Below are 19,239 nucleotides of genomic sequence, written 5' to 3'. Positions count from 1 at the left end.
GCGGCATGGCTTCCTCCCGTCGGCTCCTCCCGGCGGAACGGCCGGATACCCCATGTCTACCGCGAGGCGGTTGTTCGGTGTCGGGGGAGCGGCACCGAACAGAAAACACCGAACAACACGGTGACGCGGCCGACTTGATGCCACCAGTGCCATGCGGCGCGGAACCCGTCTCCCGTCAGTCCCGGGTGAGCAGCACCGGCAGGGCGCGCGGGCTGTTGCTGACGATGGACGGCAGCGGGGGCAGCTCCCCGGCGGGCACGGCGAGAGCCAGGTCGGGGAAGCGGCCGAAGAGGGCGGGCAGCGCGACCTCGACCTCCAGACGGCCCAGCGAGGCGCCGAGGCAGAAGTGCGGACCGTGGCCGAAGGCCAGGTGCCGGGAGGAGGCCCGGGTGATGTCGAACTCCCCGGCGTCCGGGCCGTGCAGGGTCTCGTCGCGTCCGGTGGCGCCGTAGGCGGCGAGGATGGCGTCGCCCTTCGGGATCACCGTGCCGTCGACCTCGATGTCCTCCACGGCGAAGCGGAGCGGGAACCGGCCCACCGGGGCGTCCCAGCGGAGGGTCTCCTCGGTCACCGCGCTCCACGGCCGCGCGCCGCTGACGGCCAGGGCCAGCTGGTCGGGGTGGGTGAGCAGGGCGCGTACGGCATTGGTGATCAGATTGAGGGTGGTGTTGTGGCCCGCGACGAACATCAGCAGCAGGGTCCCGACGAGCTCCTCCTCGGTGAGCCGGTCGCCCGCCTCCCGGGCGGCGATCAGATCACTCGTCAGGTCGTCGCCCGGCTTCTCGCGCTTGGCGGCTATCAGGGCACCGAGCCCGGCGTACATCGAGCGCTGCACCGACAGGACCCCTTCCCGGTCCATGGTGGTGTCGGTCATGACGGCGGACAGCGCGTGGAGCTCCTCGCGGCGCTCCTCGGGTATGCCGAGCAGCTCGCAAATCACGCCGATCGGCAGGGGATAGGAGAACCGCTCGCGCAGATCCACCGGGCCGGGGGCGTCCGGGGCGAGGCCGTCGAGCAGCTCCCCGACGATATGCCGGACGCGCGGCCGCAGCGCTTCGATGCGGCGGGCCGTGAAGCCCTGGGACACCAGGCCGCGCAGGCGGCGGTGGGCCGCACCGTCGGTGGCGGTCATGGCCCGGACCGACACGAAGCTCAGCATCGGCCAGCTGTCGGGCACCTCGCCGCGCTCCCACGCGGCCCAGTGACCGAGGTCCTTGACGACGCGCGGGTCGCCCAGGAGGCGTTGCAGCTCCTCGTGACGGGTGATCGCCCATGCCGTGACGCCGTCCGGCAGCTCCACCTCCACCGCCGCTCCGAGCGCCCTCAGCCGGGCGTTCTCGCCGTGCTGGTCGATACCTTCCGGCGAGAGGCGCACGGGAACGCGCCGGGCGGATACGTGCCGGGACTCACCCATGAGAACTCCCAGGTGGAGCCGGTCGGGGCGAGGTCCGGCCGGGAGGCCGCCCGGGGTCCGCGCGACCGGCTCCGAGTAGCCGCGGCGCACCCCGGGACGGACGTCAATCTCCGGACGGCAGGACGACTTTGAGCCGGTACGAGCAGCGTCCGGTGTGGGCCATCTGGCACAGCCCCACCGCCGGATCGAGCGCGGTGGGCATGTCCATGGCCTGCAGCCAGCCGGTGAGGCGTTCGCCGGGACCGCAGTGGTAGACCTTGTCGATGCCGGCCTTCTTCACGCCCTTGTACGCGAAGCACACGTTCACGTCCATGGTGTGCGTGTCACCGTCGATGGACTCCTCCGCCTCGAACAGCGAGCCGAGGTAGAGGTCCACGGCGGTGGCGAAGAGCGTCCGGTACTGCTCGACGGTCTCGACCTTGGTGATGCCGAGGCCGCGCATGAGCCGCCGCATCTCCTGGCGGCCGAACTCGCGGACGACCTGGATATTGGCCTCGTTGGCGCCGTCGATGCCTCGGGCCTGGGCGGTCTGGTAGTACCAGAGGCCGTCGGTGGCCATCCACGACCGCCGCAGGAGCTCCTCTCTCTCCGTGGCGGTCAGCGGGGCCGGGCCATGGGGATCTGCGGTCATCGTCCTACTCCACGGTGGCTCGATCGGTGGTGGAAGGCGGGTCCGTGCCGGGCGGGGCGGAGGCCCACTGCTGATAGAGGGCCTGGGCTCCGTGCCGCAGCAGCTTCCCGCTCGACGTACGCGGCAGCCGGCCCTTGCGCACGAGGACGACCTCCCGGGGTGTGATGCCCAGCTCGCTGGAGACGGCGTACCGTACGCGTGCGACGAGCTCGGACCGAGCGTACGGCTCGGTTTCCCTGGTTTCCACCATGACGACCAGACCGTCACCGTCCGCGAACGGCACGCCCGCCGCGAGAACGCCGTGATTCGTCACCCCCGGCAGCCGGCCGACGACCGATTCGATGTCACTGGCGTAGTGGTTCTGGCCGAAGACAATGATCATTTCCTTCTTCCGGCCGGCGATGAACAACTCGCCGTCCTTCCGGAAGGCGAGGTCACCGGTGGACACCCAGCCACCGTCGTGGACGGTGGCCCGGGTGGCCGGCTCATTGGCCTCGTACCCGCGCATCACCGAGGCGCCGCGGATGTGGATCTCGCCCACCGCGGCCTCCGAGTGCAGCACACCGCCGCCCTCGCCCACGAGCCGGACCTCCGTGCCGGTGACCGGCACCCCCACCGAGGCGATCTCCCGGCAGAGACCGCTGTCCCGGTCGCCGAACTCCACGATGCCCTCGCCGAGCATGTCGCGCCGCACCCAGACGGTCCTCACCTCCCGTCCGGTGGGCGGGATGGTGACCGCGAGCGTGCCCTCCGCGAGCCCGTAGACCGGCAGGAACGCCGTGGGGCGGAAGCCGGCCGGGGCGAAGTGCGCGGCGAACCGCCGCATCAACTCGGCGTCCACCGGTTCGGCGCCGTTGAGCGTCAGCCGCCAGGAGGAGAGGTCGAGTTCGCGTACGGCCTCCGCGGGGACCTTGCGGAGGGCGTGGAGATAACCGGAGTTGGGCGCGGCGCTGAGCGTCACCCGGTGGCGGCTGATGACGCGCAGCCACCGCCCGGGGTCGCGCAGGAAGTCCTCCGGCGGCATCAGGAGGGTGTCCGCGCCGGCCAGCACCGCCGACAGCAGCGCACCGATCAGGCCCATGTCGTGGAACAGCGGCAGCCAGCAGCAGCCGACGTCCGCGTCGGTGAGGCCGATCCCCTTGGTGATCGCCTCCACGTTCGCCAGCAGATTGGCATGGCTGAGCACCACGCCCTTGGGGTCCTCGCTGGTGCCGGAGGTGTACTGCACCAGCGCCGGCGCGTCCGGGGCCACCTCGGCGTGGACCGCGGCCGAGGCGGGAACGGTCGCGATGTCCAGGACGCGGAACTCCGCGCCGTCACCCCCGCTCGCACCGTCCAGCACCGGCCCCAGCAGGCTGCCCAGCGCCGCGTCGGACAGCACGACCCGCACCTTCGACTGGCGCATCGCGATGACGATGCGCCGCATGTGGATCTCCAGTGACGCGAACCGGGCCGGGGGCGGCACCGGTACCGGCACCGCCCCCGCCGCGAGCACACCGAACAGGGCGCGGGCGAAGTCGATCGAGGTGGGCAGCGCGATGGCCACCCGTTCACCCGGCCGGACCCCGCGTTCCAGCAGACCGCACGCCAGCCGGCCCGCCTGGTCGTAGAGCTCGTCGAAACCGACACGCTCCCGTTCCCGGTCCCCGCGGAACAGGCGTATGCCGTGCCCGGTGCCGCGCTCCGCCACATCCCTGAGCGCCGCTGTCAGGGTCACGTGGCGGCTCCCTGCCGGCACAGCCGCTCGACCAGGTCCTGGAATTCGCCGACGGTCTGCAGCCGGAAGGTGGCGTCGTCGTCGATCTCGATGTCGAACGCCTTCTCCGTCTCCAGGATGATCTGCAGGATGCGCATCGAGTCGACGTTCGGAAGGGCGCGGAAGTGCCGGTCCGAAGTGAGCTCCGACTCCGGCACGGACAACTGCTTGCTGATGATGGCGCGGACGCGCGCACGGGTGTCCATGTGTGATCAATCCCCCTGTGGTGCCGGACCGTTGGCGGCACGCAGCACCTTGATGAGTTCCCTGGGAATGCGCTCGGAGTTCTGCCCGAGCGCGTCGTCGGTCAGTAGGTAGAACGTGCCGTCCGCCACGGCGACCGTCTGTCCGTCGCCCGTCTCCACCCGGCCGGTGGCCCGCACCGAGATCTCGTCACGTTTGACGATCTCGGCGTAGGCGGTGTGCTCGGTGTCGGTCTCCATCGGCCGCGCGTAACGGATCCGCAGGCCGGTGGTGAAGGCGGAGACGCGGCCCGAGCGGTACACGGCCTGGGCCAGCGTCTCGTCCAGGATCGACGCGACGATGCCGCCGTGGACGACCCCGGGGAACGACTCGTAATCCACCCCGAGTTTGACGCGCGTGGTGAAGACGTCACCGTGGCGTTCGAAATCCAGGCGCAGCCCGATGGGGTTCCTCGGGGCGCATCCGAAGCAATGGGATTCGGTCTCTGCTGTCATGGGCTCGGGCACGCCGGGCTCCTCACGTCGGTTCCGTTGGTCGTGCTGTGGATCGACGAGAAGAACCGGCTCGGAACGTACTGGTATCCGCTGTTCATTTCCCCCGTCGGACCTTTCCGGCACATCGGCGCCCGCCCGCCGGACCGGAGCCGCCGAGGGATCCCCGGCGGCTCCGGCCCCGTCCGGGCCGGGGCCGTCAGATGAGCGTGCGCAGCTTCCTCTTGATGTCCGTCGACGACTCGATGCTGTCGTCCTCCGCCAGCCGGCGCACCATCGACAGGACCTTCTCGTCGGCGGCGTCCGTCGCGCCCGCCTCGACCGTCTCGATCCGCCGGATGCCGCCGGCGGAGGTCGAGTGCGGATAGAAGTGGCCGGCCGGGTGCTTGATGCCCTGGCTGCGGTCGGCCAGCCAGACATACGCCATCTTCAGGGCCGCGACCTGGCTCTCCTTGCTGCCGTCGCACAGCTCCTGCGTGAAGACGTAGAACGCCCTGGCGTGCCGGGACTCGTCACGGCCGAGGAGCTTCCACACGCGCTTGATGACCGGCTCGGTGGTGTCGGTCGCGAGCGCCTTGTACAGCTCGGCCGCCCGGCACTCGGAGATGATGTTCATCATGAGCGTGCCGGCGCGGGTGTCGCCGATGGGATACGGCTCCCGCTTGTACAGCGCGTGCTTGGAGCGCACCTTCACGCCCAGCCGGTCGAGGCAGCGGGCCTGTACGAGCGAGTGCCGGGCCTCCTCGGCCCCCCACATCAGCGCCCAGGAGGAGAAGCTGGTCTCGCCCTCCCACTCCCGCAGGAAGTTGTGGGCACCGGGCAGGGTGCCGAATTCGATGATCGCCGCCTCGGTGAGGAAGTCGATCTCCTCTTCGTCGAGCATCTCCGGCCGCATCCGGTCGAGGTCGAGCTCCTTCCAGTCCCACCGGGTGGTCTCGAACCAGTCGAAGATCTTGTTGTACGTCATGTCCAGGTAGTAGTCGGTGTAGTTCTCGTCCTGGACCAGCGAGTGGTAGGCGCGCATACCGATCTCGGCCTTGTCGGAGAATCCGTAGCCGTCGAAGTCCGACAGGGCGAGGATGTCCTCGACGTCCAGCGTCTCGGCCCAGCCGGGTACACGGCCGCCCGCGCCCTCACCGACGACGTACACCCGTGTCTTGGCGAATGCCCGGTGATTGCGCAGTTTCCGTACGGCGTCCGGGGCGGAGGCCCCGCTGCCGCCGACGAAGACCGCCGCGAGGACGTCGCCCTCGCCGAGCTCGTGCAGATAGCGCTCGAAGGCGTCCGGCCGCGGACGGTCGAGAGTGATCTCGCCGAACCTGGCCAGGGACAGCTGTCCCTCCGGCCGGATTCCGGGCAGGCAGTCGACGTAGGCTATTCGGGTGGAGTTACGGTTCATGAGGCTTCCCCCTTGACCTCTGGTACAGCTTTTCCTTACGCGGATTTTCCTTGTGCGGAGTTCGGAGTGCGGGACGGCACGTTCCGCCGGCGCGGAACGGGAGACATTCCCATGGCCGTCAATGCGCCCAGGAGCATGAACACGCCGATGGCGATCCAGGCATGCCCGAAGGCCTGATGGGTCTCGTCGTACGTTCTCGGAGTGCCCAGCAGCGCCACCAGCAGGCTGATGCCCAGGACGCTGCCGATCTGCCGGCTCATGTTGACCACCGCGCTGCCGGTGGAGAAGCGCTCCTGCGGCAGATCGGAGGTGGCCGTGGACAGGATGGTCGGAAGAGCGAGCCCGACGCCCAGCCCGCCGACGAGCCAGCCGGGCAGGAGGGTTGCCGCGTAGTCGGGCTGCCGGGCCAGCTGCTGCCACATCATCGTCACCCCGACGGCGCACAGCAGGCAGCCCACGGCGACGAGCCGCCCGGCCGGGACCCGGTGGGCCAGCTTGCCCGCCACGATCGCGCCCAGGGGCACCATGAGCGGGCCGGGGGCGACGCCCAGACCCGTACGCAGCGCGGAATAGTCCCAGACGTTCTGCATCCACAGGATCGCGCACAGCAGGTTCGCGGCGAACGCGGCGCTGAAGACGATCGCCGTCGCGTTGGACCAGGCGAACACCGGCACCCGCAGCAACGCCGGTTCGATCACCGGTGACGGGTGGCGCCTGGAGCGCAGCCAGAAGGCCGCGACGCCCAGAACGGCGACCGCCACGACGAGCACCACCCGCACCGCGGGCCAGTCGTCGATCTTCACCAGGCCCAGTGCCAGCAGCCCCACGGAGAGGGTCAGCACGCCCGCGCCGGCCAGGTCCGGCATCCGCGACGGCGTCTCGTCGCGGGAGGACGGCAGCCGACGGGCCGCCACGAGCAGGGTCAGCAAGCCGATCGGCAGGTTCACCAGGAAGACCCAGCGCCATGACGCGCTGACCAGCAGACCGCCGAAGACCGGGCCCGCGGCCGCGGCGAGCGCCGCGCTGGCCGACCAGATCCGGACCGCGCCCGAGCGCCGCTCGGGCGGGAAGACCGACAGCAGCAACCCGAGGCTGGCCGGCGTCAGGGCCGCGGCCCCCACGGCCTGCAGGACCCGGCAGGCCACCAGCATCCACAGGGAGTTCGAGGCGGCGCACAGCCCCGAGGCGATCGTGAAGAGCGCGACGCCGAGCAGGAACCCCTCCTTGCGCCCGTACCGATCGGCGAGCCGCCCCAGCGGCACCAGCAACGCGGCGAAAATGATCGCGTATCCGTTGAGAATCCAGGAGAGATTCGACAGCGACTCGCCCTGGAAGTCGCGCCCGATGTCATCAAATGCCACGTTGACGATGAAAAGATCCAGGCCGGCCATGAACGCGGCGATCGAAAGGATCGATAAAAGGAGGCGGGATTGACCCGACGTCAGCATGGCTTGGATGCTAGTTGACTGGGTGGTAAGATCACAACTTTTTTATTTCGTCCGGCACTTCGGGACGCGTGGAGGGGTATATTCACCCGCCGCCGCGATAAATCATGAGAGGGCGGCCGGAAGCATTCCGGAAATCGGGGAACCGGGACGTCACGCCCCCGCGCGCCGTACGGGTGCGCCGAATTCTCGGTAATCGGCTCAACCCGCGCCGGGAGAAGCGCGTCTACCCTCCGGACTCCCGCGTGCCGGGCGCGGCCGCGAGGCTATGATCGGCGGTCGGCCGGGGCGAAGGGCCCCGCGCCGGTTGTGGTCCGTGAGGGGAAACATGCGTAAGTCAGTCATCGGAATACCGCTGGCCGGGGCCGTGCTGGCCGCCCTGCTGACGGGGTGCGGCAGTGGCGGTGACGACAAGAGCGGCGGAAAGAAGGACGACGCCACCGGGCCCGCCGCGAAGCCGCCGGCCGCCGCGCAGGGCGGGAAGGCGACGTATGAGGTGACCCTCGAAGTGAAGGGCACCGGAACGACGCAGATCATGTACGTCTCGGACACCAACCACGCCGAGCAGGTGACCCTCCCCTGGAAGAAGACGACCAAGGTCACCCTCGAAGGAGTGCAACCGACGGTCGGTCACCTGCTGTCCATCGTGCCCGGATCGGTACGCGGACCCGACGGCATGCTCAAGGCCGGCACGTGCGTCATCACGGTCGACGGCAAGCAGGTCGCGGACAACGACGAGGGCAGGAAAGGCCTCTGCGAGTACACGCTGAAGAAGTAGGCGAAGGCCCGCTCGGCGGGCCGGGGCCAGGAGGGGGCGCTTCGCGCCGTGCCCGGTGGTCTCCCGCCCCGCCTTTTCGGACACTGCCCGGTCCCGGCCGGCAGGACGACGTGCCGCACCTCATGGCCGCGCCCCCACGAGCGGCCGGCGACGGACCTACGCCGCCCGGTCCCGCACCGGCAGGGCGGTGACGGTGGGGGTGACGGAGCGGTCGGACAGGTTCGGCGGCTGTTGTTCCGCCTTCGCCTCGGCCGCGTACCTGTCGACGTACTCCTGCTCCGACAGCTTGAGGATCGCGTACATGATCTCGTCCGTGGCGGCTCGCAGGACCTCGCGCTGTTCGTCCAGTCCTGCGTAGCGGGAGAAGTCCAGGGGCTCGCCGAAGCGGATGGTGATGGGCATGACGCGCGGCAGCCGGCGGCCCGTGGGCTGGGACTCGAAGGTGCCGATCATCGCGCACGGGATCACCGGCGCCCCCGACCGTATCGCCATGGCCGCGACCCCGATCTTCCCCTTGTACAGCCGGCCGTCGTGCGAGCGCGTCCCCTCGGGGTAGATGCCGAGCAGCTCGCTCCTGCCCAGGACGGACAGCCCCTCCCTGACCGCGGCCTGCGCGGCGTCCATCCCCGACCGGTCCACCGGGATCCCTCCGACGGCCCGGAAGAACGCCGCGGTCAGCCGGCCCTTGAGGCCCCGCCCGGTGAAGTACTCCTGCTTGCACAGGAAGGTGATCCGCCGCTTGACCATCGTCGGCATGAGGAAGCTGTCGCAGAACGACAGATGGTTCCCCGCGATGATCGCCGCGCCCTCGGTCGGCACGTGCTCCAGCCCCTCGACCCGCGGCCGGAAGAGGCACCGCAGCAATGGCACCATCACGACGGTCTTGAACACGTAGTAGAACAACTCAGTGAGCCCTCTCTCCGTAAGCGACCCCCGCGCCGACGGACGCTAATCGCCGCAAGCGATCAGCGGGAGAGTGCCACTTGAGCCACGTGAGGATCACCGTCCGGGTGGGGCGGTCGGTGCCGCGGTGCCGCCACTCCTCGGTCGATCGCCCCCGCCCGCCGCGGAATCCGCGGTGGAAGCGGCCCGTGCGCGCCAAGACCAAGGCGCGTGCCCGCCCATGGCGCGGCCGGATCCCGTGGGCGCCGCCCCGCCGCACGCCGCGACGAGACCCGGCCCCGCCGGCCGGTCGGCCACCGGCGGAGGATCTCACCGCTTCCGCCGCCCCCGCCGGAGCCGGAACGTGCTCGTCTCGCCCGGCGCGAGACCGACCTCGTGGCCGGGCAGCACGACACGGATCTCGGACTCCTCCGAGTCCGGGACGCTGATGGTCAGGTCCGCGCCCTTCAGCGTCACACCGACGCCCCAGTGGCCCCGGTAGCGGATCGAGAAGCCGAACTCCGACAGCTGGGGCAGGTCCACCGGGTCCAGCCACAGCGCGTCCCGGCGGCACTCCAGGCCGGTCAGGCCCCGCTGTACGAGATCCAGGGTGCCCGCCATCGCCCCGAGGTGGATGCCCTCCGCCGTCGTCCCGCCCTGGATGTCGGCGACATCGCCCTCGAGAGCCTCCTGGCAGTACCGCCACGCGTCGGCCCGCCGCGACCGGGCCAGCACCCAGCCGTGGACCAGCCCGCTGAGCGTCGAACCGTGGCTGGTGCGCCGCAGGTAGTAGTCGACCGTCCGCCGCCACATCCCGTCGGTGAGCCCGTAGCCCAGCTGCCCGAAGACGGCGGAGAGTTCGGCGGGGGAGAAGAGATGGCCGAGCATCAGCACATCCGCCTGCTTCGACGCCTGGTAGCGGTTGACGGAGTCGCCCTCGGCCTCCAGGACGCGGTCCAGCCGACGGATGTCGCCGTAACGGCCGCGATAGCCCTCCCAGTCCAGCTCGGCCAGCTCGCCGTACCCCTCGAACTGGCTGATGACACCCCCGTGGAAGGGCACCCGCAGCCGCCGTGAGACGTCCTGCCACCGCTCCAGCTCCCGGCCGTCCGGACCCACCCGCTCGAACAGCTCCTGCCGGCGCCAGGCCGGCAGCTCCCGCGTCAGCTCCAGGGCGCGGGTCAGCACCCACGCGGCCATGACGTTGGTGTACGTGTTGTCGTCGATGCCCGGCCGCGCCGCACCCGGATAGGCGTCGTGGTACTCGTCCGGGCCGACGACACCACGGATCCGGTACCGGCCCTCCACCGCGTCGAACTCCGCGCGGTCCGCCCAGAAGCGGGCGACCTGGAGGAGCATCTCGGCGCCCCTGGTGTGCAGGTACTCCGAGTCACCGGTGGCCTGGCAGTACTGCCACACGTTGTACGCCACGGCCGAGCCCACATGGTGCTGGAGCCGTGAATGGTCGGGCAGCCAGCGCCCCGACCGGGGGTTGAGGTGCATCTGCTGCGTCTCCTCGCGCCCGTCGCTGCCGCTCTGCCACGGGTACATCGCCCCCGACCGGCCCGCCAGGCGAGCGGCGCGCACCGCTTGCGGCAGCCTCCGGTAGCGGTAGTCCAGCAGGGCCCGCGAGACCTCGGGGAAATGCAGGTTCAGATACGGCAGGACGAACAGCTCGTCCCAGAAGACATGGCCCCGGTACGCCTCGCCGTGCAGCCCCCTGGCCGGCGCCCCCGCGTCGAGCTCCGCGGTGTGGGGCGAGAGGGTCTGCAGGACATGGAAGAGGTGCAGCCGCAGGATCCGGCCGGCCTCACCGGGCACGTGCAGGTCCGCCCGGCGCCACAGCCGCTCCCAGGCGCCGACATGCGAACGCAGCAGGTCGGAGAAGTCCGGGGCGACGGCGAGCCGTTCGAGGGCGGCCGTCAGCGGGTCGCTGATCGCGCGGTCGCGGGACGTGTGCAGCGCCACGACCTTGTCCACGGTGGTCGGCCGGTCCGGTGCCACGACGAGCTCCAGGTGGTGGACGGCGCGCCGGCCGACGGCGATCCTGTGCGACGACGCGGGCGCGGGCCCGGACACCGTCGTCCGCGCGGCCATGCCGATGCCGATGTCCGACGTGCGCGTACGGCAGCCCAGCCACACCGTGTCCGGCTCCGTCACGCCGGTCGCCACCCGCGTCAGGTGGGTGCGGTCCAGTTCGCGATAGCGGTGCACATTGCCGTTGAGCACCCGGCCGTCGAGGACGGACTGCACCTGGATCCGCCCCGACCAGCCCTCGGGGGTGAAGACGGTCCGCAGCCCGGCGAGGTGCGGGTCGCCCATATGGACGAGCCGGTGCTGCTCCACGCGCAGTACCCGGCCGTCGGCGATCCGGTATCGCGACCACCGGCCGAGCGTGCCGCCCCGCAGGTCCAGGGACTGCCGGTGATCGAGGATCCGACAGGTGTCCATCGTGAACCACGGGCCCGGCCGGCCGTCGCCGGACAGCGGGCGGAAGCGCAGGAGCAGCCAGTTCGGCAGATTGACCATGTCCTCGTTGTGGACCTCGCGCCCGGCCACCGTGGACACCAGACGGTTGTAGCAGCCCGCCACGTACGTACCGGGGTAGTGCACCGGCCCCGCCGTGCTCTCGGGGGCGGCGCCGCGGGTGGCGAAATAGCCGTTGCCGAGGGTGCACAGCGTTTCCCGCAGCCGCTCGGCGGCCGGGTCGTAGCCTGAGTACTCCCAGGTCCAGTCGGACATGGCGGGGCCTCGCTTCCTCGCTCCGTACCAGGAGATCAGACAGTGGCCGCCGGCGAACTCCGGCGCGGGCCGCCGCGCCCGCGGCCGGCCGGGTGACCGGTGCGGCGCTCCTTGCGCCGGACCGGCGATGATGGGGACCGACGACGGCCGCCCGGCCGCCGTGACCTCGGGGAATGAGCGCGTACATGCAGCACCTGGCCGTCAGGGACGTGATGACCCCGGAGGTCGTCCGCGTGGCACCGGAGACGGGCTTCCGCGAGATCGTCAACCTGCTGACCGAGTTCGACATCACCGCCGTCCCGGTGGTCGACAGCGAGGACCGGCCGGTCGGGGTGGTCTCGGAGGCGGACCTGATCCACACCCAGGCCGCTCAGGCCGACCAGCGCGGCACCCACCCCCTGCCGCCGTCCACCGGCCCCGCGGCGGTCACCGCCGGACAGCTGATGACCAGCCCGGCCGTGTGCATCGCGCCCGGCGAGAGCGTGGTGGCCGCCGCCCGCCTGATGGCCACCCACCACGTCAAGCGGTTGCCGGTGGTGGCCGCCGACGGCCGGCTGGCCGGCATGGTCAGCCGCGGCGACCTGCTGCGGGTGTTCCTCCGCGACGACAAGGCCATCCGCACCGAGATCGTGGAGGACGTCCTCGGCGACGTGACGGGGGTCAGTCCCGCCGCGGTCGGCGTCGAGGTGGAGCAGGGGCAGGTGGTGCTCAGCGGCACGATCGAGCCGCCCGAGCTCGTACCGCTCGTGCTGCGTCTGTGCCGGTCCGTCGACGGCGTCGTCTCCGTCACCGACCGTACGAACCGGGACGCGACCGGAGGGCAGCCGGCTCCGGGCGCCCCCGGTCGTTGACGGAGCAATCAGCGGGTGCTCATTCGTGCGGGGCCACCGCCACCGGGCACGGGGCGTGATGCAGGGCGGACTGGAGCACGGGGCCGATGTGCGGCGCCAGAGGGGGCCGCTTGCGCCGGCGGCCGATGACGAGCAGCCCGGCTCCGGCCGCCGCCTGCGCCATCGCCCGGGGCGGGCTCTCCAGATGGACGCTCTCCATCACGTCCACACCGGGGAACCTCTCGCGCCATGGACGCAGGGCGTCGGCGAGCTCCTTGCGGGCGTCGCCCGCCAGCTCCTCCGCCATGTCGGGATCCACCCCCCAGGGGGCGTACGCCTGCACGGGAAGGCTCCTGCCGTGCACGGCGTGCAGGGTGACACCGCGCCGCGCGGCGGCGTCGAAGGCGAACGCGAAGAGCCGCTCACAGGGGCCGTGCAGGCCCAGGCACAGGACCACCGGGCCCTCGCCGGCCGGCGGCGCCTCTCCCGCGCCGGTGTCCTCCAGGGCGCGGACGAGGACCACGGGCCGGTCGGCCCGGGCGACCACGTGCAGACCGGTGTCCCCGAGGAAGAACGCCTTGATGGGGCCCATGCCCCGGGAGCCGAGCACGAGCATCTCCGACTCCGCGGCGGCCGCCAGCAGTGACGGCCCGGGGTCCTCCGCCACGAGGTCCTCGGTGATCGGGAGGTCCGGCCAGCGCTGGTGGACCTCGCGTTGCGCGTCGTCGACGATCCGCTTCGCCCAGTAATTACGGTCGCTTTCGGCCGTGCCCTCCTTCTCCGTGGCGGAGAGCAGGATCCACGCGTGGAGCATCCGCAGCGTGCACCGGCGCAGCCGGGCCTCCTGCGCCGCCCACAGCGCGGCTGCCCGGCTTTCCGGAGAACCGTCCAGACCGACCGTGATGACGGGATCCATGACCAGCGCCTCCGTCCCTTCGGGGGCCGATTTCCGGGTGCGAGGGATTTTCGGCCTCTGCTTCCTGGCTCTGCTTCCAGTCTGGACCCGTGCCGCCCGGAGAGCAGGGGAGGGTGGCGCGGTCCGGAGCGCTCCGTCCTCCGGAAATGAAAAAACCCCGGACCGTATTGACGTCCGAGGCGTTTATCCGCGTATATTGAAGGTTTCCATGTCTTGAGCTCGGTCTTGCCAACCCGAATGTCCAACTCAAGGCGTGGAGAAGCTTTATGAGGCCATAATACCCGGGTGGGAGCTGAATTGTCAAACGTGGAAATGCGTGACGAGCAGGAATTCATTGACCTGCTGTACGAGCGCCTCGCCGAACTGCGGACCGGAGCCGAGACGGCGATGAAGGAGGCCCTGGCGCCGGCCGGGAACACTTTCCAGGCACGGCTGGAGCGTGACGTCCTGGTCGCCGAGCAGTCCGGGCTGCTCGCCGCCTTCGACGCGGGCGAGAACGGCCTGTGCTTCGGCCGGCTGGCCTTCCGCGACGGCCGTGACCACCACATCGGGCGGATCGGCATCCGGCGCGCCGACGCCGACCGCACCCCGCTGGTCATCGACTGGCGGGCCGAGGTCGCGCGCCCGTTCTACCTCGCCACCGGCCACACCCCGATGGGCCTGCGCCGCAGGCGCCACATCACCACCGACGGCCGACGGGTCACCGCCCTGCACGACGAGATCCTCGACCTCGCCGACACCGAACGCACCGGGCACGAGGGCGCCGACGCGGACGCCGTGCTGCTCGCCGCGCTCGACGCGGCGCGCACCGGCCGGATGCACGACATCGTGCAGACGATCCAGGCCGAACAGGACCGCGTCATCCGCGCCCCGCACCACGGCGTGCTCGTCGTCGAGGGCGGCCCCGGCACCGGGAAGACCGTCGTCGCGCTGCACCGCGCCGCCTACCTGCTGTACGCGCACCGCGAACAACTGGCCCGCCGCGCCGTGCTGATCGTCGGTCCCAACCCCGCTTTCCTCGGCTACATCTCCGAGGTGCTGCCCTCGCTCGGTGAGACGGGCGTGCTGCTCGCCACCCCCGGCGAGCTCTTCCCCGGCGTGACCGCGACCGGAACCGACACCGCGCGGGCGGCCGAGATCAAGGGCGCGGCCACGATGGCGGAGGCCCTGGCCCGGTTCGTGCGGGACCAGCAGACCCTCCCCGACCCCGCGATCACCATCGACCACGAGGACGGCGAGCTGCGGCTGGACACCGCCATGGCGTACGAGGCGCGGCGCCGGGCCCGCGAGACCGCGCTGCCCCACAACCTCGCCCGCCCGTACTTCGCGTTCCACGTCATCGACGCGCTGACCGCGCAACTGGCCGACCGGCTCGGCGCGGACCCGTACGGCGGGCCGAACTTCCTCGGCCCCGACGACATCGCCCAGCTCGCCAAGGCCGTCGCGGCCAGCCGCGCCGTACACGCGGCCATCGACGAACTGTGGCCGGTCCGCACCCCGGAGGCGCTGGTCACCGACTTCCTCGCCGACCCCGTCCACCTGCCCGACGCCGACGCGGACGCCATCCGCCGCATCGGCGGCGACTGGACCCCCGCCGACATTCCGCTGCTCGACGAGGCCGCCGAACTCCTCGGCGAGGACGACTCGGCGGCCCGCGCCGCCGCCGAGGCCGAGCGCCAGGAGCGGATCGCGTACGCGCAGGGCGTGCTCGACCTCTCCTACGGTTCCCGCACCCAGGAGTTCGAGGACCGCGACGACGAGGAGTCGGAGGTGCTGGGCGCGCACGACCTGGTCGACGCGGAACGGCTCGCGGAGCGGCACGAGGAGGCCGACCACCGCAGCGCCGCCGAACGCGCCGCCGCCGACCGCACCTGGGCCTTCGGCCACATCATCGTCGACGAGGCGCAGGAGCTGTCCGCGATGGCGTGGCGGCTGCTGATGCGCCGCTGTCCCACCCGCTCGATGACCCTGGTCGGCGACCCGGCGCAGACCGCCGAGCCGGGCGGCTGCGGCTCGTGGGAGACGGCCCTCGCGCCGTACGTCGGCGACCGCTGGGACCACGTCAGGCTCGGCGTCAACTACCGCACGCCCGCCGAGCTGATGGAGGTGGCCGCGCGGGTGCTCCGGTCCGTGGACCCCTCCCATGTACCGCCGCGCTCGGTCCGCTCGACGGGCGTACGCCCCTGGGCGCACCGGACCGCGGACCTGCCCGGCGCGGTCGCCGAGGCCGTCGCGCGCGAGCGGTACGCGGAGTGCCGGCTCGCCGTGATCGCACCGCGCCGGTGCCATGAAGCCCTGGCCGCCGCTCTGCCGGACGCCTCCGCCGGCCCCGCCCCGGACCTGACCGGGCCCGTGGTGCTGCTGGATCCGCGGCAGGCCAAGGGCCTGGAGTTCGACACGGTGATCGTGGCCGAGCCGGCGGAGTTCGGGGCGAGCGACCTCTATGTGGCGCTGACCCGGGCGACGCAGCGGCTGGGTGTGGTGCACACCGGCGCTCTGCCGGCCGGACTGGAGACGCTGCCGGCGGCGGCCCCCGCCGCGCGGGGCGCCTAGGCGGCCCGCTCTTCCCCGGCCCCGTCAGGCGGGAACCGGGGAAGAGCGCCGGCACCGCGTCACTTCAGGGCGCTGCGCTTCTGCCACTGCTGCCAGTTCTCCTGCCAGACCTCGAGGCCGTTGCCGACGTCCGTCTGCTTGGTGCTGGTGGTGTTCTTGACCTCCACCGTGGAGCCGATGGGCAGGAAGTCGTAGACCTTCTTGGCATCGCTGGTGGTCATGCCGAAGCAGCCGTGGCTGTTGTTCTCCACGCCGAGGGAGTTGTTCCAGGGAGCGGAGTGCAGGAAGGTGCCGGAGGCGGTCAGGTGGGTGACCCACTGCGAGTCCAGCATCCACTCCTTGCCGTGACCGATGGTGGCGGAGTCCATGGTCTCGGCGGCGTTCTTGCTGCGCACGGTGTGGATTCCGCCGCGGGTGGGGTCGACGGGGGAGCCGGCGGAGCCCTTGATGTCGCCGACCGGCTTGCCGTTCTCGTACATCGTCAGGGTGTGGGCGGGGACGTCGATGACGGCCTTGTGGTCGGCGCCTATGGTGAAGCCGAAGGCGTAGTTCCGCGCGAACATGCCCCCCTCGCCGGAGTCGATGCCGGACAGCGCGCCCTGGACGGAGACCTTGGTCCCGCTGGGCCACGGGTCCTTGGGCCGCCAGTCGACGCGGTCCTGGCCCGACCAGTCCTTCACCCAGCCCCAGGCGCCCTCCACCCGCGGCTGGGAGGTGACCTTCAGGGACTTCTCTATCTCGGCGCGCTTGCCCGCGTCCACCGGGTGGTCGAAAAGGATCGAGACCGGCATGCCCGTGCCGACGGTCTGCCCGTTGCTCGGGGTGTTGGTGAGCTTGTTGAGCTGCGAGACCTGCTGGGTGCTGAACGTGGCGGTGGAGGAGGACACCTTGCCCTTGCCCTGCTTGCCGCCCTTCGCGGTGGAGCGCACGGTGTACGTGGTCTGCGGGCCGGCCTTGCTGTCCGAGGTCCAGGTGGAACCGTCACCGGCCAGCGCGCCGGTCACCTTGTTCCCCTTGTCGTCCTTCACCTCGACCTCGGTGAGCCGCCCGCCGTCGGCCTTCACCGATATCGGCGAGCCGGGCTTGACCTCCTTGCCGCCGGCCGGGCTGATGGTGATCTTCGCCTCGGCCCCGGCTTCGGAGCCGGTGTCGCCGGAACCTCCCGCGCAGGACGTGAGGGCCATCGAGCCCAGGAGAGCGGACACCAGGAGAACGGAGCGACGGCCCGAACCGACGTACACGTGCATCGACCTTTCCAGCAAACGGAACAGAAGCGGCGGGCCGCGACCCTGCCGCCCCTCCACGCGACGGAAGAAGCCGTCACAGTGCTAGAGATGATCTGCACGCTTGTACGGTTGCGCGAAGAGGGAAACGTTTGTGCGGCTTGCATCCTTTCCGGCCGCACGCGGACGCGCCGCACCGACGCCCCCGGCGGATCGCGCCCGTTCCTGGGCGGGCCGCCGGGGGCGCCGTCGCGCACCGCGGGTCAGCTCACCGACTCGTTCGGCGGTCGGTCGTTCGGCGTAGGAATTCTCGCCCCCACTCCGGTGATTCTCCCGTGAAGTGACGCAGCGCCATGGAGGCGTTCCCCACCTTCGATCCGGGGGCTGTCCCCCATGCGGCACCTCCGACGCGAGGGCTACCTTCGGTGACATGGCGATCACACTCCGAACGCGGGCCGGGGCGGCGGCACTTGTCGCTCTCGCGGCCCTGGCCGCCCCGCCGGCCACAGCCGCCGCGCCACCCGCCGGTGGCGACGCCCTCGCCCGCTATCACCACCAGAGCCCCGGCTGGACGAGTTGTGCCCGCGGCCCGGAGGACGCGCCCGGCAAGGAACTGGAGGCGGCCGGAGCCCGCTGCGCCGAGGTGACCGTCCCGCTGGACCACACCCGCCCCGCCGGCCGCACCCTGACCATCGCCCTCGCCCGTATCCCGGCCACGGACACCGCCCACCGCGTCGGCGCGCTCCTCGTCAACGAGGGCGGCCCCGCCGACCCGGTGATCGACTCCCTGCCGGCCCGTCGGGCCGCGATGAAGGACGTCGGCGCGCGCTACGACCTCGTGGGCGTCGATCCCCGGTTCGTCGGCCGCAACACACCGCTGGACTGTGGCTGGACGACCGCCGCGTACTTCCGCTCGGCGGGCGCCGACCGCGCCGGATTCGACCGCATGACGGCCTTCGAGCGCGACCTGGCCGCACGCTGCCGCGCGCACGCCGGTGACCTCCTGCCGTACGCCTCGACCCGCGACGCGGCCCGCGACATGGACATCGTCCGCGGCGTCCTGGGTGAGCGGCGGATCTCGTACCTCGGCATCTCCTACGGCACCTACCTGGGCGAGGTCTACACCGCGATGTTCCCCGGCCGCACCGACCGGGTCGTCCTCGACGGGGTGCACGAGCCGAGCCGCCTCGCCCCCTGGCCGGTGTACGGCACCGACCAGGCCCACGACGACGCCCTGCGCGACTGGGCGGGCTGGGCCGCCGCCCACGACGGCACGTACGGGCTGGGAGCCACCCCGGACGCGGTGCTGGCCACCGTCGCGCGGATCCGGGCCGCGGCCGCCGAACGACCGCTGTCCGTGGGCGCGTACCGGCTGGACCAGCACGTCGTACCGCTCCTCATGCTCGCCGTCCTCGGCGACGACACCACCGAAGGCGACGCCTACATCGCCGGTATGGTCCGCACGCTCAAGGGTGCCGCCGAGACCGGGCGGGCCGAACCGGACGACCTGCTCGCCGAGCTGCTGCCGGACCTGCTGACCGGGAAGGGCTCGCCCTACGGCAGCACACAGACCGCCTACCTCTGCGCGGACACGCCCGGCCCCCGCGACCTCGAGGTCTTCTGGCGGGCCATCGAGCGCGGCCGGGCGCGGCACCCGCTGTTCGGACCCCTCCTGAACGACGTCACTCCGTGCGCCTTCTGGTCACCACCGCGCGAGCGGCCCACCGTCGTCGACAACGACGTCCCGGCGCTGCTCGTCAACGCCACCGGCGACCCCCGGGTGCCCTACGCGACGGCCCGTGCCATGCGCTCCACGTGGCACAGCTCCCGGCTGATCACCGTCCAGGGGTCGTTCCGGCACGCGGTCTACGGCGCCTACGGCAACGCCTGTGTCAACGACACCGTCAACGCCTATCTGGCCGACGGGAAGCTGCCCGCCACCGACCGCACGTGCCCCGTCGCGGCACCGCGCTGA

The 19,239-nt window shown here is 71.4% G+C and carries 15 protein-coding genes; 4 read left to right on the top strand and 11 right to left on the bottom strand.

What is annotated here, in order from left to right; genetic code table 11:
* Positions 1-175: 175 nt before the first annotated feature.
* The 7 genes from ACZ303_RS24590 to ACZ303_RS24560 all read right to left on the bottom strand — a co-directional run bounded on the left by ACZ303_RS24590 (position 176) and on the right by ACZ303_RS24560 (position 7,343).
* The gene (locus tag ACZ303_RS24590; protein ID WP_467342415.1) at positions 176-1,414 is read right to left on the bottom strand and encodes a cytochrome P450 family protein; all 1,239 of its coding nucleotides are present in this window, start codon (positions 1,412-1,414) and stop codon (positions 176-178) included.
* Positions 1,415-1,517: 103 nt separating this feature from the next.
* Positions 1,518-2,045, bottom strand: a complete 528-nt coding sequence (locus tag ACZ303_RS24585) for a DUF6125 family protein (RefSeq protein WP_467342414.1) — start codon at positions 2,043-2,045, stop codon at positions 1,518-1,520.
* A 4-nt stretch (positions 2,046-2,049) separates the two neighbouring features.
* Positions 2,050-3,762, bottom strand: coding sequence for an AMP-binding protein (locus ACZ303_RS24580; RefSeq protein ID WP_467342413.1), 1,713 nt, complete (start codon positions 3,760-3,762; stop codon positions 2,050-2,052).
* A complete protein-coding gene (locus ACZ303_RS24575) occupies positions 3,759-4,007 on the bottom strand; it encodes an acyl carrier protein (RefSeq protein WP_467342412.1) in 249 nt (82 codons plus the stop codon). The genes ACZ303_RS24580 and ACZ303_RS24575 overlap by 4 nt, the downstream gene beginning before the upstream one ends.
* Positions 4,008-4,013: 6 nt before the next feature.
* Positions 4,014-4,511: a PaaI family thioesterase gene (locus ACZ303_RS24570; protein WP_467342410.1), complete on the bottom strand. Its 498-nt coding sequence runs from the start codon at positions 4,509-4,511 to the stop codon at positions 4,014-4,016.
* Positions 4,512-4,695: 184 nt separating this feature from the next.
* Positions 4,696-5,895, bottom strand: a complete 1,200-nt coding sequence (locus ACZ303_RS24565) for a ferritin family protein (RefSeq protein ID WP_467342409.1) — start codon at positions 5,893-5,895, stop codon at positions 4,696-4,698.
* A gap of 35 nt (positions 5,896-5,930) precedes the next feature.
* Positions 5,931-7,343, bottom strand: a complete 1,413-nt coding sequence (locus ACZ303_RS24560; protein WP_467342408.1) for an MFS transporter — start codon at positions 7,341-7,343, stop codon at positions 5,931-5,933.
* Positions 7,344-7,668: 325 nt separating this feature from the next.
* Here ACZ303_RS24560 and ACZ303_RS24555 point away from each other — a divergent pair, with 325 nt between their 5' ends.
* The gene (locus ACZ303_RS24555) at positions 7,669-8,118 is read left to right on the top strand and encodes a hypothetical protein (RefSeq protein ID WP_467342406.1); all 450 of its coding nucleotides are present in this window, start codon (positions 7,669-7,671) and stop codon (positions 8,116-8,118) included.
* A gap of 156 nt (positions 8,119-8,274) precedes the next feature.
* Here the strand turns inward: ACZ303_RS24555 and ACZ303_RS24550 are convergent, their stop codons facing one another.
* Together ACZ303_RS24550 and ACZ303_RS24545 are read right to left on the bottom strand one after the other, a co-directional pair.
* Positions 8,275-9,021, bottom strand: a complete 747-nt coding sequence (locus tag ACZ303_RS24550; RefSeq protein ID WP_467342404.1) for a lysophospholipid acyltransferase family protein — start codon at positions 9,019-9,021, stop codon at positions 8,275-8,277.
* Positions 9,022-9,330: 309 nt separating this feature from the next.
* Positions 9,331-11,742, bottom strand: coding sequence for a glycoside hydrolase family 65 protein (locus ACZ303_RS24545; protein WP_467342402.1), 2,412 nt, complete (start codon positions 11,740-11,742; stop codon positions 9,331-9,333).
* Between the two features lie 173 nt (positions 11,743-11,915).
* Here ACZ303_RS24545 and ACZ303_RS24540 point away from each other — a divergent pair, with 173 nt between their 5' ends.
* Complete coding sequence (locus ACZ303_RS24540) at positions 11,916-12,593, top strand: CBS domain-containing protein (protein WP_467342400.1); 678 nt, start codon at positions 11,916-11,918, stop codon at positions 12,591-12,593.
* A 19-nt stretch (positions 12,594-12,612) separates the two neighbouring features.
* Here ACZ303_RS24540 and ACZ303_RS24535 read toward each other — a convergent pair whose 3' ends face one another.
* The gene (locus ACZ303_RS24535; RefSeq protein WP_467342398.1) at positions 12,613-13,488 is read right to left on the bottom strand and encodes a universal stress protein; all 876 of its coding nucleotides are present in this window, start codon (positions 13,486-13,488) and stop codon (positions 12,613-12,615) included.
* A 312-nt stretch (positions 13,489-13,800) separates the two neighbouring features.
* Between ACZ303_RS24535 and ACZ303_RS24530 the strand changes: the two genes are divergently transcribed.
* Positions 13,801-16,041 carry a HelD family protein gene (locus tag ACZ303_RS24530; protein ID WP_467342396.1) on the top strand — a complete coding sequence of 747 codons (2,241 nt, stop codon included), beginning with the start codon at positions 13,801-13,803 and terminating at the stop codon, positions 16,039-16,041.
* 59 nt (positions 16,042-16,100) lie between these two features.
* Here the strand turns inward: ACZ303_RS24530 and ACZ303_RS24525 are convergent, their stop codons facing one another.
* Complete coding sequence (locus ACZ303_RS24525) at positions 16,101-17,246, bottom strand: L,D-transpeptidase family protein (RefSeq protein WP_467342394.1); 1,146 nt, start codon at positions 17,244-17,246, stop codon at positions 16,101-16,103.
* A gap of 448 nt (positions 17,247-17,694) precedes the next feature.
* Here ACZ303_RS24525 and ACZ303_RS24520 point away from each other — a divergent pair, with 448 nt between their 5' ends.
* Positions 17,695-19,239: an alpha/beta hydrolase gene (locus ACZ303_RS24520; RefSeq protein ID WP_467342392.1), complete on the top strand. Its 1,545-nt coding sequence runs from the start codon at positions 17,695-17,697 to the stop codon at positions 19,237-19,239.

The sequence above is a fragment of the Streptomyces sp. NPDC023527 genome, from assembly GCF_055560115.1.
This window is presented reverse-complemented; position numbering and strand designations above follow the sequence as displayed.